The sequence below is a fragment of the Gillisia hiemivivida genome (assembly GCF_007997295.1).
In the GTDB taxonomy this organism is placed as follows: domain Bacteria; phylum Bacteroidota; class Bacteroidia; order Flavobacteriales; family Flavobacteriaceae; genus Gillisia; species Gillisia hiemivivida.
The window spans coordinates 67570-92502 of sequence record NZ_VORY01000002.1 but is presented as its reverse complement, the minus strand read 5'-3'; the positions used below and the strand labels follow the sequence as shown (position 1 = coordinate 92502).

30 protein-coding genes are annotated in these 24933 nt (G+C 36.0%); all 30 read left to right on the top strand.

Annotation, left to right across the window (positions count from 1 at the left end; translation table 11 throughout):
• The first annotated feature begins 309 nt into the window (after nt 1-309).
• The 30 genes from ES724_RS02670 to hutH all read left to right on the top strand — a co-directional run bounded on the left by ES724_RS02670 (nt 310) and on the right by hutH (nt 24928).
• The gene (locus ES724_RS02670; RefSeq protein WP_146929221.1) at nt 310-726 is read left to right on the top strand and encodes an HYC_CC_PP family protein; all 417 of its coding nucleotides are present in this window, start codon (nt 310-312) and stop codon (nt 724-726) included.
• A 515-nt stretch (nt 727-1241) separates the two neighbouring features.
• Nucleotides 1242-1850, top strand: coding sequence for a DUF3347 domain-containing protein (locus ES724_RS02665; protein ID WP_146929218.1), 609 nt, complete (start codon nt 1242-1244; stop codon nt 1848-1850).
• Nucleotides 1851-2303, top strand: coding sequence for a heme-binding domain-containing protein (locus tag ES724_RS02660; protein ID WP_146929216.1), 453 nt, complete (start codon nt 1851-1853; stop codon nt 2301-2303).
• A gap of 17 nt (nt 2304-2320) precedes the next feature.
• The gene (locus ES724_RS02655) at nt 2321-2881 is read left to right on the top strand and encodes a DUF3347 domain-containing protein (RefSeq protein ID WP_146929213.1); all 561 of its coding nucleotides are present in this window, start codon (nt 2321-2323) and stop codon (nt 2879-2881) included.
• A 406-nt stretch (nt 2882-3287) separates the two neighbouring features.
• Nucleotides 3288-3845, top strand: coding sequence for a potassium channel family protein (locus tag ES724_RS02650; RefSeq protein ID WP_146929210.1), 558 nt, complete (start codon nt 3288-3290; stop codon nt 3843-3845).
• A gap of 525 nt (nt 3846-4370) precedes the next feature.
• Nucleotides 4371-4919, top strand: a complete 549-nt coding sequence (locus ES724_RS02645; protein ID WP_246136804.1) for a hypothetical protein — start codon at nt 4371-4373, stop codon at nt 4917-4919.
• Nucleotides 4920-5007: 88 nt separating this feature from the next.
• Nucleotides 5008-5688 carry a rhodanese-like domain-containing protein gene (locus ES724_RS02640; RefSeq protein ID WP_146929205.1) on the top strand — a complete coding sequence of 227 codons (681 nt, stop codon included), beginning with the start codon at nt 5008-5010 and terminating at the stop codon, nt 5686-5688.
• A 92-nt stretch (nt 5689-5780) separates the two neighbouring features.
• Entirely contained in the window at nt 5781-6263 is a 483-nt protein-coding gene (locus tag ES724_RS02635; protein WP_146929202.1) for a hypothetical protein, read from the top strand.
• Nucleotides 6264-6314: 51 nt separating this feature from the next.
• Nucleotides 6315-6551 carry a hypothetical protein gene (locus ES724_RS02630; RefSeq protein ID WP_246136803.1) on the top strand — a complete coding sequence of 79 codons (237 nt, stop codon included), beginning with the start codon at nt 6315-6317 and terminating at the stop codon, nt 6549-6551.
• Between the two features lie 14 nt (nt 6552-6565).
• Complete coding sequence (locus ES724_RS02625; RefSeq protein WP_146929196.1) at nt 6566-6781, top strand: heavy-metal-associated domain-containing protein; 216 nt, start codon at nt 6566-6568, stop codon at nt 6779-6781.
• A 20-nt stretch (nt 6782-6801) separates the two neighbouring features.
• Entirely contained in the window at nt 6802-7038 is a 237-nt protein-coding gene (locus tag ES724_RS02620; RefSeq protein ID WP_146929193.1) for an SHOCT domain-containing protein, read from the top strand.
• 11 nt (nt 7039-7049) lie between these two features.
• Nucleotides 7050-7256 carry an SHOCT domain-containing protein gene (locus tag ES724_RS02615; protein WP_146929190.1) on the top strand — a complete coding sequence of 69 codons (207 nt, stop codon included), beginning with the start codon at nt 7050-7052 and terminating at the stop codon, nt 7254-7256.
• 18 nt (nt 7257-7274) lie between these two features.
• Nucleotides 7275-7550 (top strand): DUF5676 family membrane protein, encoded by a 276-nt coding sequence (locus ES724_RS02610; RefSeq protein ID WP_146929188.1) that lies wholly within the window; start codon nt 7275-7277, stop codon nt 7548-7550.
• Between the two features lie 51 nt (nt 7551-7601).
• The gene (locus ES724_RS16450; protein ID WP_170249838.1) at nt 7602-7760 is read left to right on the top strand and encodes a hypothetical protein; all 159 of its coding nucleotides are present in this window, start codon (nt 7602-7604) and stop codon (nt 7758-7760) included.
• 29 nt (nt 7761-7789) lie between these two features.
• Nucleotides 7790-8254 (top strand): universal stress protein, encoded by a 465-nt coding sequence (locus tag ES724_RS02605; RefSeq protein ID WP_146929185.1) that lies wholly within the window; start codon nt 7790-7792, stop codon nt 8252-8254.
• Between the two features lie 38 nt (nt 8255-8292).
• Nucleotides 8293-8763 (top strand): universal stress protein, encoded by a 471-nt coding sequence (locus ES724_RS02600; protein ID WP_146929182.1) that lies wholly within the window; start codon nt 8293-8295, stop codon nt 8761-8763.
• Between the two features lie 416 nt (nt 8764-9179).
• Nucleotides 9180-10511, top strand: a complete 1332-nt coding sequence (locus ES724_RS02595; RefSeq protein ID WP_146929179.1) for an APC family permease — start codon at nt 9180-9182, stop codon at nt 10509-10511.
• A gap of 44 nt (nt 10512-10555) precedes the next feature.
• The gene (locus ES724_RS02590) at nt 10556-11569 is read left to right on the top strand and encodes a type II glyceraldehyde-3-phosphate dehydrogenase (RefSeq protein WP_146929176.1); all 1014 of its coding nucleotides are present in this window, start codon (nt 10556-10558) and stop codon (nt 11567-11569) included.
• 11 nt (nt 11570-11580) lie between these two features.
• The gene (locus tag ES724_RS02585) at nt 11581-12642 is read left to right on the top strand and encodes a class I fructose-bisphosphate aldolase (RefSeq protein WP_146929174.1); all 1062 of its coding nucleotides are present in this window, start codon (nt 11581-11583) and stop codon (nt 12640-12642) included.
• 321 nt (nt 12643-12963) lie between these two features.
• Nucleotides 12964-13794, top strand: coding sequence for a universal stress protein (locus ES724_RS02580; RefSeq protein WP_146929173.1), 831 nt, complete (start codon nt 12964-12966; stop codon nt 13792-13794).
• 2 nt (nt 13795-13796) lie between these two features.
• Nucleotides 13797-14639, top strand: a complete 843-nt coding sequence (locus tag ES724_RS02575; RefSeq protein ID WP_146929170.1) for a restriction endonuclease — start codon at nt 13797-13799, stop codon at nt 14637-14639.
• A 35-nt stretch (nt 14640-14674) separates the two neighbouring features.
• Nucleotides 14675-14929 carry a hypothetical protein gene (locus ES724_RS02570; RefSeq protein WP_146929167.1) on the top strand — a complete coding sequence of 85 codons (255 nt, stop codon included), beginning with the start codon at nt 14675-14677 and terminating at the stop codon, nt 14927-14929.
• 15 nt (nt 14930-14944) lie between these two features.
• A complete protein-coding gene (locus ES724_RS02565; protein ID WP_146929164.1) occupies nt 14945-16321 on the top strand; it encodes an MBL fold metallo-hydrolase RNA specificity domain-containing protein in 1377 nt (458 codons plus the stop codon).
• A 29-nt stretch (nt 16322-16350) separates the two neighbouring features.
• On the top strand, nt 16351-17853 hold the full coding sequence (locus ES724_RS02560) for a thymidine phosphorylase family protein (protein WP_146929161.1): 1503 nt from the start codon (nt 16351-16353) through the stop codon (nt 17851-17853).
• A 10-nt stretch (nt 17854-17863) separates the two neighbouring features.
• Nucleotides 17864-18757 carry a ribose-phosphate pyrophosphokinase gene (locus ES724_RS02555; RefSeq protein ID WP_146929158.1) on the top strand — a complete coding sequence of 298 codons (894 nt, stop codon included), beginning with the start codon at nt 17864-17866 and terminating at the stop codon, nt 18755-18757.
• Nucleotides 18754-19392: a hypothetical protein gene (locus tag ES724_RS02550; RefSeq protein ID WP_146929155.1), complete on the top strand. Its 639-nt coding sequence runs from the start codon at nt 18754-18756 to the stop codon at nt 19390-19392. Before ES724_RS02555 ends, ES724_RS02550 begins: the two co-directional genes overlap by 4 nt.
• Before the next feature lie 6 nt (nt 19393-19398).
• Nucleotides 19399-19692 (top strand): phosphoribosylpyrophosphate synthetase, encoded by a 294-nt coding sequence (locus ES724_RS02545; RefSeq protein ID WP_146929153.1) that lies wholly within the window; start codon nt 19399-19401, stop codon nt 19690-19692.
• Between the two features lie 17 nt (nt 19693-19709).
• A complete protein-coding gene (locus ES724_RS02540; RefSeq protein ID WP_394345064.1) occupies nt 19710-21896 on the top strand; it encodes a copper-translocating P-type ATPase in 2187 nt (728 codons plus the stop codon).
• Nucleotides 21897-23141: an MFS transporter gene (locus ES724_RS02535; RefSeq protein ID WP_146929150.1), complete on the top strand. Its 1245-nt coding sequence runs from the start codon at nt 21897-21899 to the stop codon at nt 23139-23141. It begins immediately after the preceding gene.
• A 296-nt stretch (nt 23142-23437) separates the two neighbouring features.
• Entirely contained in the window at nt 23438-24928 is a 1491-nt protein-coding gene (gene hutH, locus ES724_RS02530) for a histidine ammonia-lyase (protein WP_146929147.1), read from the top strand.
• The last annotated feature ends 5 nt before the right edge of the window (nt 24929-24933 follow it).

The following is a 24933-nucleotide window of genomic DNA, read 5'->3' as shown; positions in this document are numbered from 1 at the left end:
ACTGTATTTAGCTTTGAAAGTAAAATTGAAATCCTGAAATTATATATATTGAAGTGGATGTATACCTGAATCTTCCTTACATTAACCTAAATCACCAAGATACTCTTAGCTGACCCTAGGTTCTCAATCAACGTTATTTGCTCCTCAAAAGCTAACATTAGATTACTATTGCTTACTTTTTTATTCAAAAATGGCTTCGCATATGCATATCCAGTAGTGAGTTCATTTTTATCTGGGAATGTATTAATTTGCAGATAAAATTCCACTAAAAGACACGTTTTTAAGTTTATATTATCTAATTTTACATTTATGAAGAACAACTTTCATAGAGTATTGTCTGTTTGTATGGCGCTTGGAGTACTATTCACTACCACGTCATTCACAGTTGATATGCACTTCTGCGGAAAGGCACTGGTTGATTTTTCTTTAGTTCAAAATGTCCAGACCTGTGGTATGGAAAAAGAACAATCCAAAAAAAGTTGCGAAAAGGGTTTTTCTAAAAAGGCCTGTTGTACGGATAAACAAATATCGGTTGATGGTCACGATGATTTGAAGTCATCATTCAATAAATTAACTTTTGAGCAACAAACATTTGTTGCTACTTTCTTCTATACATATATCAATCTATTTGAGGGACTTGATGAAAATGTCATCCCTTTCAAAAATTACTCGCCGCCCTTTCTCATACGGGATGTGCAAAAACTACACGAGACGTATTTAATTTGATCTAACACAGCAGTACCCCCTCTCAAAGGTTCGAATATGGGAAATTCTGCCCTGTGAAATCTCCGGTTTTGGATTCACTTTATAAAATAAAGAGATTATCTATATCAAATTATATAAATATGATCCATAATTATTAAAAGATTTCTTTAGCATTCTCCCTAAATTTCGATTTAAGTTCTTAACCATCCTATTTCGTTAAAATATTTTTCGGGACATAGACCTTCATTTTGGGTTTTCGAAAGGTTTTAAAAATGAAATAGTATGATAAACGAATGGAATTGGTTGAATTTAAAGGGGGAGTTATAGTCCCGGGTTTTTTTTTATACCCGGGAAAGAAATGCAAAGAGCTATAAAAGCGCAAAGAAGCAATGAAAACCTGGAGGATGTGCCAAAGGTGAAATAACAGAAGGAGAATATTTAGAACGAAAGCTTACAATATCTTCTGATTAATATTAAAGTTCCCATAGAAGGAACAATTTTAAAATAAACAATAATTAATTCAAAATAGATCAAAAATGAAAAAAGCGAGAACAACAATGGGTGCCTTGATAATGACTTTGGTAACCATTACAGCAATATCCTGTAAGGACGCCAACCAGGATAACGGTGCCGCAGAACCAATGTCCAATGAAATGTATCAGGAAGATGGAACTAAAAATGCTGATTCAGAAAGATTGATGGCAAACGATTCAGGCAACACTGCTTCTGACGCTATTATTGATAATTACCTCAAAATTAAAAATGCCCTGGTTGCAGATAATCAAGAGGAAGCTGCCAAGGCAGGAGGTATGTTGGTCGCCAATTTTGATGATTTTGATACGAGCGGTTATTCTTCCGAAGAACAACAGGAATTAAAAGATATTATTGAAGATGCTAAAGAACACGCTGAACATATTTCAGAAAGTCCAATGGAACACCAACGGGAGCATTTTGGTATTTTAAGCAAGGATGTTATCGATATGATTGCTATTACGGGAACCGATAAGAAGTTGTACCAGGATTTTTGCCCTATGTACAATGACAAGAAAGGGGCTCAATGGCTGAGCAGTTCTGAAGAAATTAAAAATCCTTACTTCGGAAGCAAAATGATGAATTGTGGAGAAGTTCAGAAACAGATAAACTAATTGAAAGTAATTAAAATCATAGCACTGGTTTTGTTGGTTGCTTTTATTGGCATACAATTCATACCTACAGATCGCAACCAAAGCAGTGTTGTCCTTGACACCGATTTTATGGTTGTTAATAATGTGCCAGCCAGCATAGAGAACAAAATTCAGGTCTCATGTTATGACTGTCATAGCAACAATACAGCTTATCCTTGGTACAATAAAATACAACCAGTTGCCTGGTTTCTGGGAGATCATATAAAAGAAGGAAAGGCTGAATTAAATTTTAATGAATGGGATGAATATTCTGACCGAAGAAAAAACAGCAAACTAAGGTCAATTATCAGTCAAATTGAAGATGATGAAATGCCACTGGACTCTTATACAATTATTCATGCGGATGCAAAATTTTCCGAAGATGAAAAATCTGAAATTATTGAGTATATGGCCCAGCTGAAAAATAGTTTATAACATTAAAAAATCTAAAAATGAAAAATCTAAAAATGAGTATAGTAGCAATACTATTTATGGCAGTTTCTTTTACCAATGCACAGGAAAAAGAAAAAATGAGCCAAGAACACGGAGATATGCAAATGGATCATAGTAAAATGACGAATATGAAAAGTGATGCAAAAGCAGAGGCTATTTTAGGTGATTACTTCAACTTAAAAGATGCTTTGGTGGGAGACGATACTAAAAAAGCTGCCCAGTTTGGATCCAAATTGGTAGCTTCCCTAAAGGCTTTTGATGCCAGTAGTTATTCAAAAGAAAACCAAAAAGAGTTGGCCGATATCATTGAAGATGCTACCGAGCATGCCGAGCATATCATTAAAAGTGCGATAGATCACCAACGTGAGCATTTTAAGATCTTAAGTAAGGACATAACAGATATGGTTGCAATTACAGGTACAAAAATCACACTTTACGAACAGTTCTGCCCAATGTATGATAAAGGAAGTACTTGGTTGAGCACAAGCAATGAAGTTAAAAACCCATATTACGGAAGCAAAATGCCTAAATGCGGGAAAGTCCAAAAGACTATTAATTAGATAATCCCTTCCTTAATAATCTTTTCAATGTTCTGGTTAATTAGTTAACAGAAGGTCATAAGATGATAAGGATATATGAATAGTTTTAAAGCCCTGTCGTGGGAAGGAAAACAATATTCAAGGTTAGTGTTAATTCCTTCCCGTGCCAGGCACAAATTAAAGTCCTAATAGAGAGAAAGGGAAACTTTTTTCATTGTTTGGTTAGTAAAGACCTTTCTCTTGCTTAGGCACTAAAAAAAAAGTAAAAAAAGTATCCGATGAAAGATTGTTGCAAAACAGGTATCGAAAAGGATCAAAAGCAAGGAGGCTTCAAAAAATGGTTTAATTACATTTTGTATGCAATTATAGCCGCAGTAATTATTGGGACTTTAGTGTTTCAAATATTTAGTTGAAATAATAAGATAAAATGGTTATCGAAAATAATGACGATACCTCTAAAATAGCAGGTTTTTATAAACAACTGTTTAAAAAGGTATTACTTACTGTAAGCACAGTTATTGCGCTATCCTTAAGTTATACACTATGGGTTGATGCGAATTCCGATAGCCTTGTTCTATCTCTTTTAATTGTTTGTTTGGCTTTGATTAAAACATTTTTTATCGTTAGACTTACTTTAATACAGTTAAGTAAAATAATAGGGGAAAGTCATCAGCTTACCCACGTGCTCACTTTATTTAGTGTATTAATTTTTATGATTATCCTATCTTTTTCAGCAGATTATCAAGCATTATATGTTTTGAATTCAGAAAATTTTAAAACCGCTACATTAATTAGTGGTCCGGTTTTATTGCAATTCTTTGATTTTTCGTATTTCAGTTTGATCACTTTTTCGTCCGTTGGTTATGGCGATATGGTTCCAGTATCCATTGCGGGCAAACTTTTGGTGATGATGGAGATTTTTTTAAGCTTTTTGGTGCTGGTCTTTGGCATTGCCAATATTAATAGAATACACGTCAATAATTAAACCTCTAAAGACTGAAATTATAAAGACACTATGGAGTTTCTTCGATTTATTGAAATAGACTAATTGTAGGGAAATCAAAATATTGTTAGAAATCGACTTAGTTCTGCCACCCCAACTAAAAAAGCCTTGAGCAATATGTTCAAGGCTTTTTATTTTAAAAACACTCCATTATTGTAAGTATAAATCTTCCCAGTAATATTTAAAAATTAGTTTCGTCACAAACATCCAAATGTTTTATTAGGATGTGAGCATTTTTTCTAAAATGTTTAAAGGACGTTTTTCTACAAAATTTTTAGTGATTAATCAATTGAAATGAGTTTAGGTCTATGGGAAATGAACCATAACAAGGGTATATACTATTCCTATTCCAAACCCTTGATAAAGCAAACTCTCAAAAATTTAAATAATTGAATAATGCAGTTGGGTAATTCTAGTAAATCATTAAATGCCTGACTTTTATCATGTTTAATAGTCTCATTTTTCGCTAATTTGAAATTTTTAATTAAACTTTTAAAAATGAAAAATATGAAAGCAACAGTAAAAATTTTAATGATGGTTGGATTAGTTGGGACAATGCTTAGTTGCAAATCATCCTTCAATGCTACCGAAACAATGCAGGTTGAGCAAAATAGAAGTGCTATTTATCAAGAAATCATTTCAAACCCTGTTCAGATGACTGATTTCATCAGCGAGGCACAAAAAAATGAAGAAGCCAAAAAGATATTGATGAAGGCACATATGGAACAGATGGAATCTGGAAATATGAAAATGATGATGGACAAAAACCCCGAAATGAAGGAAAGAATGCAATCCCATATGCAGAAAATGATGGATAAAAATCCGGAAATGATGCAAAAGATGCAATCCAAAATGCTCGAAAAAATGATGGAGAGTGAAATGGGACGTAAAATGCTGATGAATGAAATCCATAACAACAAAACGATGAAAAAAGAGATGAAAGAAAAGATGATGCAAATGATGGATGATAACCCTGAAATGATGGAAGAATTGATGCAGAAAATGATGGATAAAAACCCTGAGATGATGAAGAAGATGAAAGGAAAAATGAAATAGGCATGATGAAACACACTAATGGTAGCAATACTAGTGATATAAAATTTAAAACAGTTTTTAATTCTAAAATTAATTAAAGAAAATTTTTATGGAAATTATAATAGCAGCAACCAAAACTTGTCCTCATAGACCATCGCTTGAGAAATTATTTCAAGAAGCTTGGTTGCCCTACAGAATAAATTATTTCGAGGATCATCCAGAAATATTTGAAAAATATCAATTGAAGCACTCACCATTATTAATTGTAGATGGAAAAGTAGAATCTGTTGGTATGCCTGAAATAGATATAGTAAACGATCTAAAGGCAAGAAATAGAGATTTTTCAGAGATTAGAATCTCTAAAAGGGATAAGAATCATATGATTCCTAAAAATATAGGAACAGAACCTGGCGTAGTGGAAGTTGATGTAACATGGGGCAGTATTCAATCGATAAAGGCTGCACAATCCGTGCAGACAATTGGTGAGTTAGAAGTTTATCAGCACCACATGAAGGGTTATTCCATTATCGATGCGCGAAAACCTGATACCTCAGATGGAGTAACTATTCCAGGCTCAAAAAATATTCCTTATGAAGAATTGATTGAAAGAATGGATGAATTGGACGAGAACAACCCCAGTATATTTTTTTGCAATGGTCCTCAATGCCCACAGTCATCAACAGCTATAAAGAATCTCTTGGATGCAGGTTATCCGGCTGATAGAATTTTATATTACCGGGGAGGAATGCATGACTGGATTACGTTAGGTCTTCCAGTACAAAAATTATAAAAGTAGCAATGACTTATTTTAATTAGGCAATGAATTTAATGGCTATTTGAAATTGGTTGAAATACCCTAAGAATTAGAAATAATTAAATAGTATGAAAACACTAATAATAATTTTATCGGCAATTGGGCTTTTAAGCCTAAACAGTTGCAAACAAGAAACAGATCCCCAAGCATTGATGGAAAACCCTGAAACCCGCACAGAGGTTTTTAATACCATTATGGAAAATCAGAATTATATGACCGAGTTAATGAGCCAAATGCAAAACAGCGAACAGGCAATGCAAATGATGCAGGGCAATAAAAAAATGATGGGTTATATGATGCAAGGAGAAGGGATGCAAATGATGATGATGGACAACAAACAAATGAGGCACTCAATGATGTCTCAAATGATGTCTCAAATGATGTCTCAAATGATGAATGAGGAAAAAATGATGGGACCTATCATGATAATGATGCAGGAAAAAGGGATAATGAGCGAAGATTGTATGCAGTCCAGCATGAAGATGATGAGCGATAAGGGAATGGATATGCAGGGAATGAACAAGATGGACGATGTGGATAGCCGGACCTAAGCAAAACAGATCGAGCATCGTTAATTTATGACAACATAAAAAACTAAAATCATGAAAAATCACTGGTTATGGATGGTTATCGGTTGCGGACTACCACTTTTGTTCATCTTTTTAGCACCTTCAATAGGGATTGGAGGTGGGACTGGGCTATTTACATTTATCATAATATTATTCGTTATCCACTTGCTAATGCCAATGGGGCATGGGAACCATACTCACGGATTATCTGATGAGAACTTAAATAAGAAGGATAAAAAAGAAAATCAAGAAGGGAATCATCATCACTAACTTTAAGATAAGATATGAAACAAAAATATCAAATAGACGGGATTGGTTGTGGAGGCTGTGTCACTAAGGTAAAAGAAACTTTGGAAAAGCATCCAGCAATAGAAAATACTGAAATATTCTTAAACCCAATAGGTGCTACATTTATCACGATGAATAAAACACTTACAGTTGCTGAATTACAAAAGCAACTCAATATACTTAAGTGGTATACAATCACAGAAATAAATTAACAAATTAAAAACTAAAAATCATGCACTATTACGATGGAAGTTTTGGAGGAATGCACCTAATATGGTGGTTTATATGGATCATTTTTATTGTTTGGATATTCTTAATTCCTATTGATATTCCATACCAAAAATCAAAGAGAGAAAGTCCACAGGATATTTTGAACAAGCGTTTTGCCAAAGGCGAAATATCCAAGGAAGAATTAGAAGAGTCAAAAAATATTTTGAACTCAGACAGTCCTAAAAATATAAATTCTTAAAAACTAATATTATGAATCACTACGGCGGTATGCATTTTATATGGTGGATTGTCTGGTTTCTTTTCTTGGCCTGGATATTTTTCATTCCCACAGACATACCTTATCAAAAAACCAAGAAAGAAAGCCCGCTGGATGTTTTGAAAGAGCAATTTGCCAAAGGCGAATTATCCAAGGATGAATTTGTAGCATCAAGAAAGATTTTAAACTCAAAAAATTAATTTAAAAACTAAAAAATCATGTATCGATTAAACGTTAAAAAACTCGGTTTTGCTTTGGGTCTTACAGGAGCCTTAATTTATTTGGGCTGTATGATCGTAATGGCAACGGCAGGACAAGAAGGTTCAATCACCTTTTTTAATAGTCTTTTACATGGCTTAGATGTCTCAAGTATCATCAGGATGGATGTACCTTTATTGGAAGCACTATTTGGTATTGTTCAAACCTTTATTTTAGGTTGGCTTATTGGTGCATGTATTGGAGCTTTTTATAATGCTCAAATAAAATCCAAATAATTTAAGGCAAGAAGAAAATTTATAGCCACGGGGGTTGTTTCGACTGCTGGAATGTTATTCTTCCTAGGAAATTTTTTGGATGCAATCTATTTAGTAAAAAAAGTAGCTAAAGCTTCGCTTTTTATTATTCAAGATAAAAGCAGCGGAATTGTTTTTTACTTCGCTTCTAAAGAAGATGCACAAGCATTTATGAATAAGAATAAAGCATAAGAGATCGCAATCGATAAAATATTCAAATCATGAAAATAGTATTAGCAATAGATGGATCTCATTACAGTAAAGCAGCTGTTAAGGAACTTACAAAAATACCTTTGCCAAATGATAGTGAAGTTAATATTATAAACATTTATGAGCATCGCGCAATGCCAATGCCTGGTTTAGTTTCAACAAAAGCAACACTTTACAAATACCCTGAGGATGCTATAAAAAATGCACAAATAATAGGAAAATCAATTGTTTCCAAAGCTGTTGAAGTATTAAAAAGAAAAAATGATTCGCTTAACATCACAACAACTGTTGTTAACGGCCTTCCTAAAAAAGAAATTTTAGAAAAAGCGGAATCTTTTGACGCTGATTTAATTGTAGTCGGTTCACAAGGGCAAGGGGCATTTTCACGATTTTTATTGGGTTCTGTTTCACAATATCTAGCAACCCACGCCAAATGCTCGGTATTGATTGTGAAAGAAAAAGAAGATGCACAATAATAAGGCATTAATCAATCTAATCTATAAAATAATCAATTATGAAAATAATACTTGCAGTAGATGGTTCAGAGTTTAGCAAAGTTGCTGTAAGTGAACTTGCAAAAATTCCATTACCAAATGATAGTGAAGTTAGTATTATAAACGTATATGAGAATCCCAATGTGTGGGCACCAGATCTACTTACGGTGGACAGCGTTCGCTCCTACTATCAAGAGGTCATATCCAATGCAGAAGAATTTGCAGAAAAATCTGCAGAAAAAATTGTTTCCGTAGCTGCAGATTCATTGAAAAATAAAAATAGCACGCTTAAAATAACCACCGCTGTTGTTATTGGTCTTCCAAAAAAAGAAATTTTAGAAAAAGCAGAAGCCTTTAATGCAGATTTAATTATACTCGGTTCCCAAGGCCACGGGGCATTTTCACGTTTATTGTTGGGTTCTGTTTCACAATATATCGCAACACACGCGAAGTGTTCGGTAATGATTGCAAGAAACAAAGATGAGAAGTAAAGGCGATTTTGAAAAAAACGTGAATAAGTAAGTTTAAATGAAACACGCGCAAAACAAAATAAAGGAATCGGATTGCAAATTAACAGATATTATCTGTCTACCAGATTCCTCGTTGCCACGTGTGGTAATTATAGGTGGCGGATTTCAGAATTGTCTTTGTTAGAAAAAGTCAGACACAAAGGGTTACAGATGGTTTTATTCAATAGAGATGTTTTCCATCAGGTTCAGCCATTATTTTGTCAACTGGTGAAAAGTTCTTTACGACTCCCTAATGTACGCCAACGGTTTTCGAAATAAAGTATTGGTTGGCCTTAACTGAGCCATTAGTTATTTCAGCTATGAAAAGAGTATGCTACTGATTATTAGAAATTTTAATCCAAAGCCATCAGTCAACAACGCAAAGAAATCGTTTAAATATGAAAAACACCACAGGCAAAAATAATAAGCTTTCCTTAATAGGTTCCATATCTCTTGGCACTGGCGTAATGATTGGTGCCGGCATATTTGTCCTTATGGGGCAAATAGCAGAGTTGGTGGGCGATTTATTCCCGATTGCTTTTATTGCTGGTGCTGTTGTAGTAGGTTTCAGCTCATATTCCTATGTAAAGTTCTCAAACGCCTTTCCTTCCTCTGGAGGTGTCGTCAAATTTTTAAGTAAATCCTACGGGCCTGGAACAACAACAGGTGTCTTTTCTTTGTTGATGTATTTGTCAATGGTGGTTTCAGAAAGTTTGGTAGCAGGCACTTTCGGAGCCTATACGCTTCGCTTGTTCCCAGATAGTTTTGCTGGTTACGCGTCCATTCTTGGTATTCTGCTTTTGGTAACAGCATATATAGTGAATATTCTAGGAAACAAAGTAATTGGCGCAACAGCCACCTTTACAGCAATTATAAAGGTGGTTGGTATCGCATTGCTCGCTATTGCAGGTCTAATAGTTTCTGGGTTTGCAAATATTACCGGAAACTATATTCCAAAAAACACCGAAGCCTTACCACCGGGATTAGGTTTTGTTGCTGCCTTGGCTTTAGCAATTCTTGCCTATAAAGGGTTCACGACTATTACAAATCAGGGTGGAGATATCAAAAATCCTCACAAAAACCTCGGGCGATCTATTGTGTTTTCTATACTTATCTGCACTTTCATATATGTAGCCTTGGCACTTGCCGTAGCAGGAGGTTTAAGCATCCCTGAAATAATCGAAGCAAAGGACTATGCTTTGGCTGCTGCTGCAAAACCAGTTTTTGGGGAATGGGGTTCCTGGATTACCATCGCAATAGCTATTGTTGCAACTTTTTCAGGCGTTATAGCAAGTGTGTTTTCGGCATCACGCTTGTTGGCTATGCTGAGCAATATGAAACAGGTACCATCTTTAAAAAGAATAGGCAAACTTAAAAATCCCGCGCTCATTTTCACGGTTGCACTCGCTATTTTATTGACCGTTCTATTCGATCTAACAAGAATTGCTTCTATTGGGGCTATTTTTTATCTCATTATGGATATTGCAATCCATTGGGGACTTTTTAGACATCTTAGAAAAGAAGTTGATTTTCAACCTATAATCCCCTTAATCGCCATCATACTTGATATTGGGGTACTCTCTGCCTTTCTATACATAAAATACCTGAGTGATCCTTTAGTCCTTATTGTAGCTGCAATTGGGATTGTTTTAATAATTGTTTCGGAACGTGTTTTTATGATTTCACATACAGACGATGAAGGTAATATGCCGATGGGAATGGAAACTTAAAGCAAAGCAAAAATAAAACAGAGTTAATTAGAAAACCAATTTATATGAAAAATATAGCAGTTATAGGATATGGAGTCATTGGTAAGAGGGTGGCGGATGCCATTAATCTACAAAACGATATGAAGCTTGTGGGAGTGTGTGATATCATAAGTGATTGGCGCATTCAAAATGCCGTAAGAAAGGAGTATGACATCTATGCAGCTACCGAAGAAGCAGCTGATAAAATGAAATCCGAAGGGATTTCAATTAAAGGCAATATGCAGGAACTTCTAAAAAAATCAGATCTCGTCGTGGACTGTACGCCTAAAAAAATTGCAGCTCAAAATGTAGAAATCTATAAAGAGAGAGGTGTCAAATTTATTGTTCAGGGTGGCGAAAAACACGAAACCACAGGCCATTCCTTTAGTGCCGAAAATAATTACAAATCGGCTATAAACCTAAATGCCACAAGGGTTGTTTCCTGCAATACCACCTCGATTTTAAGAACGCTGACTGCCCTAAAAAGAGCCGATTTATTGGATTATGCCAGGGGTACACTTTTAAGAAGAGCGACAGATCCTTGGGAAAGCCATTTAGGTGGTATTATGAACACAATGGTTCCCGAAAAAGATATTCCAAGCCATCAAGGCCCTGACGCTAAAAGTGTTGATCCTGATTTGGACGTAATCACTTCCGCAGTAAAAGTGCCTGAAACCTTAAGCCATATGCACTACTGGAATGTAAAATTGAAAAAGCAGGCCACGAAGGAAGAAGTGCTTAATGCTTTTAAAACGTCCAGCCGTATTAAACTAATTCAATATGACCAAGGTTTAGTTTCCAACAATACCATTAAGGAAATGTTCTTGGATATGGGAAGGCCTTGGGGCGATATGTATGAAGTAGCCCTTTGGGAAGATATGCTAAAAGTAGTGGGCGATGAACTGTTCTATGCCTATGTAGTGGATAACCAAGCCATTGTTATACCTGAAACTATCGATGCCATTCGGGCACTTACTGGAATTGAAATGGATGGGGCAAAATCCATTTCTAAAACCAATGAAAGTTTAGGAATTCATTAATTCTTATTAAAATGAAAACAGAGAAAAATATCACAGAAATTTTAGGAGAAAAAGCATCCTTCTATTTGGATCACGTTTGCGAAAAAATAACAAAGGATGAACTACAGGCTCCGAGCAAAGATAACATTGATAAGGTGTTTGCCAATAGCAACAGAAATCCTCAGGTACTGCGAAGTCTTGCCCAATTATACAATCATGGAAATTTAGGAGGTACTGGATATTTAAGTATCCTACCTGTAGATCAAGGTATTGAGCATAGCGCAGCCTTTTCATTCTATAAAAACCCCGATTATTTTGACCCGGAGAATATTATAAAACTTGCGATCGAAGCTGGTTGTAATGGTGTGGCATCTACGTTTGGTGTATTGGGATTGAACGCCCGAAAATATGCCCATAAAATTCCGTTTATCGTCAAGATTAACCATAATGAACTACTTACCTACCCTAACACCTATGACCAAACATTATTTGGCAAGGTAAAAGCGGCTTGGGACATGGGAGCTGTTGCCATAGGAGCCACCATTTATTTTGGCTCAGAAGAAAGCAACAGGCAACTCAAGGAAATTGCCGAAGCATTTGAAGAAGCACATAATCTGGGTATGGTAACCATCTTGTGGTGCTATTTGCGCAATGAAGCCTTTAAGACCGAAAAAGAAGATTATCACGCGGCAGCTGATTTAACAGGACAGGCTAATCATCTGGGTGTAACCATTCAAGCAGATATTATCAAACAAAAATTACCAACAAATAATTATGGCTTTAAAGATATAGGATTTGGAAAATATGATGATGCTATGTATAAAACACTTACCACAGATCATCCAATTGACCTTTGTCGATTACAAGTAGCCAATTGCTATATGGGAAAAATAGGATTGATAAATTCAGGAGGAGGTTCCAAAGGGAAATCAGATCTAACTGAAGCTGTGACAACTGCTGTCATCAATAAAAGAGCTGGTGGTTCTGGATTGATTATGGGAAGAAAGGCATTTCAAAAGCCTTTTAAAGAAGGTTTGGAATTACTCAATTTAGTACAAAGTGTATATCTGGAAGACAAAATTAATATTGCTTAAATTATAGGGTAATTTAAAAAATAGAAAACGATCCTTTGTTGGTATAAAACTGTGGGTTTAAAATCCGCAAAAATAGGTCTTTTACGAGATTTTAAGAATATCTCAAAAACAGACCATCTTTTTTACTTCAATTATATGAAGGATCCCATTATGATATTACGAAGCGAAAGGGTTCATAGAGATTTGTATAAATATTTAGCATGTATTGGTTTTTCTTTTGGCTGAACTATAAAATGCCAAATTATGACGAACAAACGTTGTTGTAACCGGAGCAGAAATTTGTGATTTTAAATGGAAACAAAATAATTAAAATTTAATGAAATGAATAACATACTCGTACCTACAGACTTTTCAGAAAACTGCAATAAAGCGGCAGAACTCGGAATTAAATTGGCGAAGCTTTATAATTCTGAAATCCATTTTTTCCACTTGATAAAAACCCCTGTCGATTGGGTAAAGTTGGATAAACAAAAGGAAATGCGGTATCCAGAAACAGTGAAACAAATAGGGAGTATAAAAGCCGACCTGAGGGAACTGCAGAAAAAAGCAGAACGACAAGGAATTGAATGCAGTACCTTTTTGGAATTTGATGGCGGACAAGCAAATATCCTTAAACATTCTGGTCATTTTCATCACGATTTTATAGTTACGGGAAGCAGCGGCACACGCGGCGGAGTGCGTGAATTAATGGGAAGCAATGTAGAAAAAATTGTGAGAAAAGCTGATGTCCCAGTAATCGTGGTTAAGGACCAGGAAGTATCCTTTCCTTTCAAAGATATCATTTTTGTTTCAGATTTTCTTCAAGATGTGAACGAAGCATTTGAGCAGGTTATTTCGATTGCTGAAAAATGCGGAGCGAATATCCATTTATTAAGAATCAATACTCAGACTGATTTTAACAATATTGAGCAGGGGCTAAACCCTATTAAGGAGTTCTTGAAAAAATTTCCGGATCTGGAAAAGTATACCTTGAATGTATATAACGAACCTGACGTAGAAACAGGAATAAACAATTTTTTAAAATATAAAGATGCCGATTTGATCGCTATGTGTACCTCCGGACGTACAGGTTTTTTAAGCCTGTTCTCCAAAAGTATCGCTGAAGGTATAACCAATCATTCCGAATTGCCTGTGATGACCATTAAAGTGTAACGATGAATAAATCAGTTTTAATAAAAAAATACTCTGGTGAGTACCAAGCTTTTGATGTAAACAAACTCATCAACTCCCTACGGCGTTCAGGGGCAGATGAAGATATTATTCAGAATATAGCCCGTAAGGTACAGGAGCAGATTGAAGAAGGAATGACCACTAAAAAAATTTACCAATTAGCATTCAATATGCTAAAGGGTAAATCAAGGCTAAGTGCATCAAAGTACAAACTCAAAAAAGCCTTGATGGAATTGGGTCCCTCTGGCTTTCCTTTTGAAAAGCTGGTGGGTAAATTATTTACGCACGAAGGTTATGATGCAAAAGTTGGTGAGATTGTTCAAGGTAATTGTGTGCAGCATGAAGTGGATGTGATAGCGCAAAAAGATAATAACCATTATATGATTGAGTGTAAATTCCACAGCGACCAAGGACGATTTTGCAATGTGAAAATTCCATTATATATACAATCAAGATTTTTGGATGTAAAAGCGAAGTGGGAGCATCAAAAAGGCCACGAAACTATACTTCATAAAGGAGGTTTGTACACCAATACTCGATTTACAAGTGACGCTATAAAATATGGTAAATGTGTAGGATTACTATTGACAAGTTGGGATTACCCTATGGGAAACGGATTAAAGGATAGAATAGACAAGTCAGGCTTACACCCGCTTACCGCCTTAACAACGATAACCAAAGCTGAAAAAACAAAATTATTGGATAAAGGTATTGTGCTCTGTGATGAGCTTCAGGAAAACCCTGCGCTATTGGAGCAGATAGGAATTGATAAGAAAAGACACAAGAAAATTTTAGAAGATGCAGAAGCGCTATGTAAAAGCACTTAATGATAAAAAGTTTAACAATCTTAAATACAAAACTTATGAAAACTGAAGAACCGCAACAACAGTGCAAAATAGATTTCGAACCATTTTACCAAGCATTGGAAGATGACCCAAAGCTTCTTGAAGAAGCCTTAGAAATATTATTGGAAATGGTAAACTCCGAGCAAAAATCCATAAAGAAGCTGGCTCTACTTATTAAAGTCGATTCTCGCAATTTATTTAATGAGATAGTGGAGTTATATACGTTGAACCAAGATATAGGAAACACATCTTCCTGTTGTGGCGGTCACTAAACTAATATTATAAAAATGAGAAACAATAAAATTAATATCCACTTTTTGGGCGCAGCAGGTACAGTAACTGGCTCAAAATATTTGTTGGACACGGGAGATAGAAAAATACTGGTAGACTGTGGCCTTTTTCAGGGACTTAAGGAGTTACGTCTCAAAAACTGGGAACATCCACCTGTTGAAGTTTCAGATATTGATGTTGTATTGCTTACCCACGGCCATTTAGATCATACTGGATACTTGCCAAGGTTAGTAAAACAAGGATTTAAGGGTCCTATCTATGGTACAAATCCAACCTTGGACATCGCAAAAATTATACTTAATGATAGTGCGAAAATACAGGAACAGGAAGCCGAACGTGCTAATAAGGAAGGTTATTCAAAGCATAGCCCAGCAGAACCATTATACGATTTAAACGATGTAGAAAAAACAATTCCGCATTTTAAGGGCGTTCCGCAAGCACAATGGATTTCATTGTTTGAAGGTATCAAGGCTCGATTTCAATATAACGGACACATTCTTGGTGCTACCTATATCGAGTTGGATTTACACGGAAAACGCTTTGTTTTTTCAGGCGATATTGGAAGAACTAATGATTTACTATTGTTTCCACCTTTAAAACCAAAAAAGGCAGATGTGCTATTCATAGAATCTACTTACGGCGGAAGGTTTCATCCTGATGAAGTGGAAGCCATTCCGCAGATTGAAAAATTAGTCAAGGATACAGTCAATAAAGGTGGTAGTCTATTTGTTCCGAGCTTTTCGGTAGAACGTGCACAATTAATGATGCTTATTTTTTGGAAATTAATAAAAGAGAACAAAATACCCAAAGTACAAATGATTATGGACAGCCCAATGGGAGCTAGTGTATTGGAACTGTTCCACCGCACTAGGGATTGGCACAGGTTAGAAGACAATGAATGTGATGAAATGTGTTCACATTTCACGGTCGTAAAAAGTTATCGTGAAACTATGGAATTACGAACTGATAACAAACCCAAAATCGTTATTGCAGGAAGTGGTATGCTTACAGGTGGTAGAATGCTCAACTATCTTGAAACACAGGCGCAAAATCCTAATAACACTTTACTTTTCGTGGGTTATCAAGCTGAAGGAACCCGTGGAAGAAAATTATTGGAAGGCGAAAAAGAACTGAAAGTTTATGGTAAATGGGTTCCTTTCAAAATGCAGGTAGCTGAAATTGAAGGCCTTTCGGCACACGCCGACCACGCAGAGCTTATAGGTTGGATGAGTAAGATAAAAGACAAACCTGAACGGATTTTCATAGTTCACGGTGAAAAGGAAAGCGCGGAAGCATTACAAAAAGGTATCAAAGAAACCTATTCTTGGGATGCTATAATACCACAATTATATACTATTGAAGAATTAGAATAGATCATAAAATCTTTTCAATTAAGATAAATATGGAACAACACTCAAATATATTGAAATACAAACATCTCGGAATCTACACACAAAACGAGAATGTCGTGTATATGCGGGAAGATTGTCACGTGTGTGTTTCGGAAGGATTTGAAGCCCTTACCAGAATTCGTATTTCAAATCTAGATATTTCCATTGTGGCAAGCCTCAATATTATAAATTCAGATATTCTGTTGCCTAATGAAATTGGACTATCGGATGCAGCGGAAAAAAAACTGAACCTTTCCCATAATGAAACCCTCTATGTTTCACATTTGGAACCTATTGAATCTTTGAGCCACGTTCGGGCAAAAATCTATAATCAAAAACTGGATTATAACGCTTATAGCGAAATTATAACCGATATCGTTGAAGGCGATTATTCCAACATACATCTTTCTGCATTCATTACAGCCTGTGCAGGAGGAAGGATGGATATTGAAGAAATATCAAACCTCACAAAAGCAATGATTGTATCTGGAAAACAGATGGACTGGCGCAAAGAAATCGTTGTGGACAAACACTGTATTGGAGGTTTGCCTGGTAACAGAACCACACCTATCGTGGTGGCTATCGTTACTGCTTATGGCCTTACGATGCCCAAAACGTCATCCCGGGCAATTACATCTCCAGCGGGAACGGCTGACACTATGGAAGTATTAACCAATGTTGCACTTTCTATAGAAGAAATAAAAGAAGTGGTTAAAAAGGAAGGTGGCTGCTTAGTATGGGGAGGCACGGCACAATTGAGCCCTGCGGATGATGTGCTCATAAAAATAGAAAAAGCCTTAGATATTGATAGCGAAGGCCAGCTTATAGCCTCTGTGCTTTCAAAGAAAGCTGCAGCAGGATCCACACACGTTTTAATTGATATTCCTGTGGGAGAAACCGCCAAAGTACGCAGTACAGAAATGGCAGAGCAATTAAAAGGACATATGGAAACCGTGGGGAAAGCTGTTGGTTTAGAAGTAAAAGTTATTATTACAGATGGTACGCAGCCTGTTGGAAATGGTATTGGTCCTACTTTAGAAGCTATCGATATATTAAAGGTTTTGAAGAATGAATCTGATGCACCAAATGACCTAGCGGAAAGAGCCTTGCTTTTAGCAGGGGAACTATTGGAACTTTCTGGAAAAGTTAAATCGGGAATGGGAAACCAGATTGCAAGACAAATTTTAGAATCTGGCAAAGCTTATGAAAAATTTATTGCCATTTGTAAAGCTCAAGGTCGCTTTACACTACCTGTTTTAGCACCCTATAAAATCAAAATTAAGGCAGAAAAGTCAGGAGTTTTAGAAAGAATCGATAACAGAAAGATTGCCAAACTTGCAAAGCTTTCGGGTGCGCCACAATCTAAATCCGCAGGGATTCTTCTTAATGTTCATTTGAAAGATATTATTGAAAAGAACCAATTGCTATATACTATATATGCAGAATCCAAAGGCGAACTTGATTATGCCTTGGAATATAAAAATAGCCACGACGACATCATAACCATTATTTAAAAAATATATTATGAAATCAATATTATTCAGTCTTCCCGGAAATGAAAAGCTCACAGAACTTTTGGCCACAAAAATGGATGCCGAAATAGGCAAAGCCACGTTACGCAGTTTTCCCGATGGAGAATCCTATACACGTATATTATCCGATGTAAAGGATAAATGTGTAGTACTGGTCTGCACGCTGCACGAAACAGACGAAAAACTATTACCACTCTACTTTTTGAGCCATACTGCAAAATCTCTCGGAGCGATGTGTACCTGTTTGGTAGCGCCATACCTTGCCTATATGCGTCAGGACAAAGTATTTAATGAAGGTGAAGGTGTAACCTCCGCTTACTTCGGGAAATTGATTTCTGGTTTTGCCGATAGTATTACCACTGTAGATCCCCACTTACACAGGATAAGCTCTTTGGGTGAAGTCTATCACATCCCAAACAAAGTCATTCACGCTGCTGATGCTATTTCAGAATGGATTAAGGAAAACGTCGAAAATCCTGTTCTTATCGGTCCCGACTCTGAAAGCGAACAATGGGTTTCCGAGGTTGCCAAAAATGCAGGGGTACCTTTTACAGTATTACAGAAAGTACGTTACGGCGACCGTGATGTGGAAGTCTCGGTTCCTGATGTAGATAAATACAAAGAGGCCACACCTATTTTGGTGGATGATATTATCTCGACTGCACGAACAATGATTGAAACTGTGAAACATTTGAAAAAAGCAGGCATGAAACCACCAATATGTATTGGCATTCACGCAGTTTTTTCGGGTAATGCCTATCAAGATCTGTTGGATTCAGGAGTCGAAAAAATAGTAACCTGCAATACCATTCCACATCCTTCAAATGCTATTGACTTGAGCGATGTAATGGCAAAAGAAGTTAAAAAATTAATGCACCATATATGAGAAAGCAAAGTTTCATTCTACTTTTTATCCTATTCAACCTTACGATGAATGGACAAACCGAAATGCTCATTGGGCAGATTTCAGGTAGAGTTGTAATTCGGGAAAATTTTGATGAAGAAAGTGCTTTTTTAAACAAACAAACTTTTGAAGCTGCCCAAGCTATAAAGAAGAATGGATATTATGAAATTATGGTGATCACCGAACTGTTTGACAAGGACAAACAATCTACCGACAAATACACAACGACCTATCGCTGTAAACCAGATGAAGCTAGTATAATGGTTATGGCATTTCCGTTTTCAAACCCAAAATCTAAGGAAACCGAAATCAATACCACCTCCAAAAAGTTTAAAAATCTATACGATTTGGATAACCTAGAGGACATTGAACTGGAAATAAGTTTTGACTCGGGCTTGTTGAATTTCTTTGGTTCTAAAAGCATAATAAAGATCTACGACCGAAAATTAGACCGTAACAATATTAAATCAAAAATTAATATTAAGGCCTATGCTTGGGGAATTCGCATTAAGCAACTCAACTATATCGTTAACGAGAAATTAAATGGAAAAGGTTTATTGACCTTTCAGAAATTTACCGAAGACGATGGTAGTTATTTTACTATGAACTATAAATAAAAAAAAATGAAAAATTACGATACACTTTCAGAAGCAATAAACGATTTACAGGCAAACGAATATCCCTATGACTTCAACTTAACGCCTGAATGTTTGAAATGTGCTTCACTCAAAATTGAGATCCATCCTGAAGATTTTAAAGTGGATGAAACCTATCGCTTTGAAGGAATGAGTAGTACAGATGATAATAGTATTCTATATGCTATATCTTCCAAAGACGGAATAAAAGGTCTCTTGGTAGATGCCTACGGTGTATATGCCGAAAATATTTCAGAAGCTATGAGAAAGAAATTACGATAACTAGCAAACTAAAAACTATGGAAAATCACGAACATCATCCCGGTCATAAGGGTAAAGGTAAGGATCCCGCAAAGGAAGAAGGGAAGGAAAAAGAAACTGAAATTAAAGATAATTTCACCGAAAAGACCAAGCACGGCCAAGATGCGGCAATGGATCATTCCAAGATGAAAAATAAAAAAGAAGATCATTCTAAAATGAACCATGGAAAAGATGACCATTCAGGACATAACCCAGGTCATGGGAAAATGGGTCACGATCATCATAAAATGATGATTGCCGACTTCAAGAAACGTTTTTGGGTAACGCTTGTACTTACATTTCCCATACTGTTCTTCTCACCGATGATTCAGGACTTTATCGGCTATGAGTTTCTGCTTCCGGGAAACCAATATATCTTATTTGCCCTTTCCTCTGTGGTTTATTTCTATGGTGGCTGGCCGTTTCTAAAAGGATTCTGGTCCGAAATCAAAAAGGGTGCTCCTGGTATGATGACACTTATAGCAATGGCAATTACCGTGGCTTATGTGTATAGTTCGGCCACGGTGTTCGGTCTAGAAGGTGTCGATTTTTTCTGGGAATTGGCTACGCTTATCGCTATTATGCTTATAGGTCACTGGATAGAGATGAAAAGTGTACTTGGAGCGTCCAAAGCATTGCAATTGTTAGTAAGTATGATGCCCGCCGAAGCCCATCGGGTAAAAGACGATACTATAGAAGATATAAAACTGGAAGACCTTTTAAAGGATGACCTAATTCTAGTAAAGCCGGGAGAAAAAGTTCCCGCTGATGGAATTATTATTGAAGGTTCCAGTTACCTGAATGAATCTATGCTTACAGGAGAATCGAAACCAGTAAAAAAAGAAGAAAAAGATAAAGTTATTGGAGGTTCAGTAAATGGTAATGGAAGTATCCAAGTAAAAGTAGAACATACAGGAAAAGACAGCTACCTCAACAAGGTCATTACGATGGTAGAGGAAGCACAAAAGACCAAGTCCAAAATGCAAAACCTTTCTGATAGAGCTGCAAAGTGGTTGACTTATATTGCTCTGGCAATTGGTTTTGGAACACTGGCAGTTTGGTTGATTTTAGGATTTCCTTTTGTATATGCATTGGAACGAATGGTTACCGTTATGGTTATTGCCTGTCCACACGCTTTAGGTCTTGCAATTCCTTTAGTAGTTGCCATTTCTACCGCAGTTTCTGCCCAAAATGGATTGTTAATCCGAAATAGAACTGCGTTTGAAGAATCGCGTAAAATATCTGTTTTATTGTTTGACAAAACAGGAACATTGACCAAAGGGGATTTTGGCGTTACCCGAATTGAATCTGTAAATGAAACGTATTCATCAGAAGAAATTTTGAGGCTTTCTAGCGCATTAGAACAAAGTTCAGAACATCCTATTGCTGTAGGTGTTATCAAAAAAGTTAAAGAAGACAATATTACCATTCCAAAACTTGAAAACTTTAATGCGATTACGGGCAAAGGTGTAGAGGCAAATGTAGAAGGTAAGCAAATAAAAGTGGTGAGTCCTGGTTATTTAAAAGACGAAAAGATCACCATTCCTGAAGATGCCTATAGCGATGCCGCGGAAACTGTGGTATTTGTGTTGATTGATGGTCAATTGGCGGGATATATAGCTCTTGCTGATGAGATAAGACCAGAATCTGCTGAGGCTATCAAAATATTTAAAAAGAATAACATTAAAGTCCTGATGGCAACCGGAGATAATGAAATTACGGCAAAAGCGGTTAGCGATAAACTTGGATTGGACGGTTACTATGCTGAAGTATTACCACATCAAAAAGTAGAAATCGTTAAAGAATTGCAAGTAAAAGGGGAATTTGTGGCAATGACGGGCGATGGCGTAAATGACGCACCTGCTTTGGCACAAGCAAACGTTGGTATTGCAGTTGGGTCGGGAACCGATGTGGCAGCTGAAACAGCCGATATTATATTGGTAAACAGTAATCCACAGGATATTGCGAACCTAATTTTATTTGGTAAAGCTACTTACAACAAAATGATTCAGAATCTAATATGGGCAACTGGATATAATGTCGTAGCCATTCCACTAGCCGCTGGTGTACTCTATTCTTCTGGTTTCGTTTTGGGACCAGCCGTTGGAGCTGTTTTTATGAGTTTAAGTACCGTTATTGTGGCTATTAATGCGCAATTATTAAAGCGAAAAATCGGTAAAAAATAGATGAATAAGAAAGAAAAACTCAACAAGATATTTTTAATCCTATTGAGTTTATTTGTAGTGATGTTGGGATACGGTATTTTATTGCCAACCCTTCCATACTATACCGAAAGGCTTGCATTAGAAGATAACCTGGACCCTGATTCGATCAACTTTCATATCGGTTTATTGACCAGTATTTATCCTTTTTTCCAGCTTCTTTTCGTTGTACTTTGGGGCAGGCTATCCGATAAATACGGGCGTAAGCCTATTATCATTGTTGGATTGATAGGGTTTATAGTAATGCAACTGCTAACAGGGTTGGCAACTTCCCTTACAATGCTTTATATAGCGCGTATCCTTGGAGGTATATTCACATCGGCGGTAATTCCTGTCAGTAACGCATACCTTAGTGATATTACTTCTATAAAGCATAGGACCAAGATTATGGCCTGGTCTGGGGTAGCTATAAGCTCAGGGGTCATTTTCGGGCCTGTTTTAGGCAGCTTTCTTTCCCAAACCAATCTACACTTTAAATATTCACTGGGGATATTACATCTGGATCGTTTTTCAATCCCTTTTCTTCTGGTGGCCTTTTTGGGTTTTATTGTATTGGGCATACTGATTAAATGGCTTAGAAATACAACCCCTGTAAGCAGACTTGTATCAGGAAAACAAAAAATATTTAACTTCAGTCGGTTCTTAATTGTATTGTTACTACTCTCTTTTGTAATGCAGTTCGTCGTTACCCTATTTGAAACGGTTTTTTCAATCTATGGAAAAGATGAATTATTATTTTCCAGTAATCAGATAGGTATTGGTTTTATGCTTTGTGGAGCTGTAATGGCGGTATTACAGCCCGTATTTGCGACCTACGGTGAAAAATTATTAACTGCAAAGCAACAAATTGGAGCCGGATTATTTATTTCAGGAATATCAATGATCGCGTTTCCCTTTTTTAATAATGAATTTTATGTATATGTACTAATCATCACATTTGCCGCAGGGGGTGCTATGGTGACCCCGAACCTGCTTTCAGCCATTTCCTTACTTTCAAAAGAAAATGCGGGCAGTAATATTTCTCTCCAAACCTCGGCAAATAGTATAGGACAGATTTTAGGGCCAGTTTTAGGAACTTGGCTGATTGCAGGTGGTTTTTACTATCCTTTCATAATTGCTGGAAGCATTGTTTTGGTTGCTATAGGATTACTGCATTATTTTAAAAGCAATTCGCTTCTTACATCAAAAGATGGGAAGACTCTAAAATAATCTAATGTTCAAGGAATAACTTAAATTTTGGATATTCAACTTATAATTTATAAAAATCCAAAACGCATAAAAAAAACAAATGTTAATCCAATAATCGGTATCATTCCTCAAATGAAGTTTAAGAGCGATTGATTAATACAAGCATACTTATATAGCAATATTCATTTAAAAAATCAAAAAACAAAAAAGATCAGTTTTTTAAATTGATACCTTATAGTTATCAATTATTCATAATATTAGTCCTATAACGTATGGAAAAATTGAATTACTTTGCTGTAAATTAATTTTGATATGATATGTTTAAATATGGAGTTGATCAACTAACTATAAAAAAAGTAAAAGACATAGCCAATGGGACTTTGAAAGGGAGTTTAACAAATACTGCTATAGATAGAGTAAATTCATGTAGAAAAAAAGTAGAAGTAATGGCCAAGGGCAATAAAGCAGTATATGGTATTAATACTGGATTTGGTCCATTGTGTGATAAACAAATAGCCCCAGAAAAAACCCAAAAGTTACAAGAAAATTTATTGATTAGTCATGCAGTTGGGGTAGGAAAGCCAATTGAAAAAGAATTATCAAAAATCATGATGATTTGTAAAGTACATGCTTTATGTCAGGGGTACTCTGGAGTACGGCTTAGCTTGATTGAGCGAATTATATATTTTATAGAAAATGATTTATTACCAGTAGTACCAGAACAAGGCTCCGTAGGTGCTTCAGGAGATTTGGCTCCACTATCTCACTTATTTTTGCCTTTAATAGGAGAAGGTGATTTTTGGATTGAGGATGCTATTTGTTCAGCCAAAGAAGTCTTATCGTCTCACGGATTGATACCATTACAATTAGAAGCTAAAGAAGGTCTAGGGCTAATAAACGGAACACAATTTATTTTGGCGCATGCTATCAAAGGGCTTGATAAAATGGAATACTTATTAGATTTAGCAGATGTATCAGGGACTATGAGTTTAGAAGGGTTTCAGGGAAGCGCTGCTCCGTTTAAAAAAGCTTTGCATGAAATACGTCCTTTTCCAGGGAATTTAAAAGTAGCCAAGAGAATTCGAAAATTGCTTAAAGATTCCCAGAATATAGAAAGCCATTTGGAGTGCAACCGTGTACAAGATCCTTATTCAATTCGTTGTATGCCCCAAGTACATGGTGCCTCTAGAAATGCTTATTATCACTTAAAAGAATTGACAGGAATAGAAATGAATTCTGTTACAGATAACCCGATTGTGTTAAGTGAAACCGAAGCTATTTCTGGTGGTAATTTTCATGGACAATCTTTGGGAATGGCTATTGATTATGTTGCCTTAGCTGCTTCAGAATTAGGAAATATTTCTGATAGACGGTGTTATTTATTATTAGAAGGCAAGTATGGTTTGCCAAGATTGCTTACGGAAAATGAAGGCTTAAATTCAGGTTATATGATTCCGCAATATACGACAGCTGCATTGGCCTCAGAAAATAAATCATTGTGTTTTCCGTCTTCTGCTGATAGTATTCCAACATCTTTGGGGCAAGAAGATTTTGTATCCATGGGAAGTATTTCAGGTCGTAAACTAAATCAGATTTTAGAAAATATAGAAAAGATACTAGCTATAGAATTGATGTTTGCTGTACAGGCTATGGAATTTAGAAGACCCAATACATTTTCGAAAATTATAGAGGAAAATTTTGTAATTGTACGAAGTAGAGTAAATAAGTTAGAGGATGATAGAATATTAAAATATGACATCGACAATATGATTGATTTGGTTAAAAATCGATCTTTTATTGTAAGATAAATTAC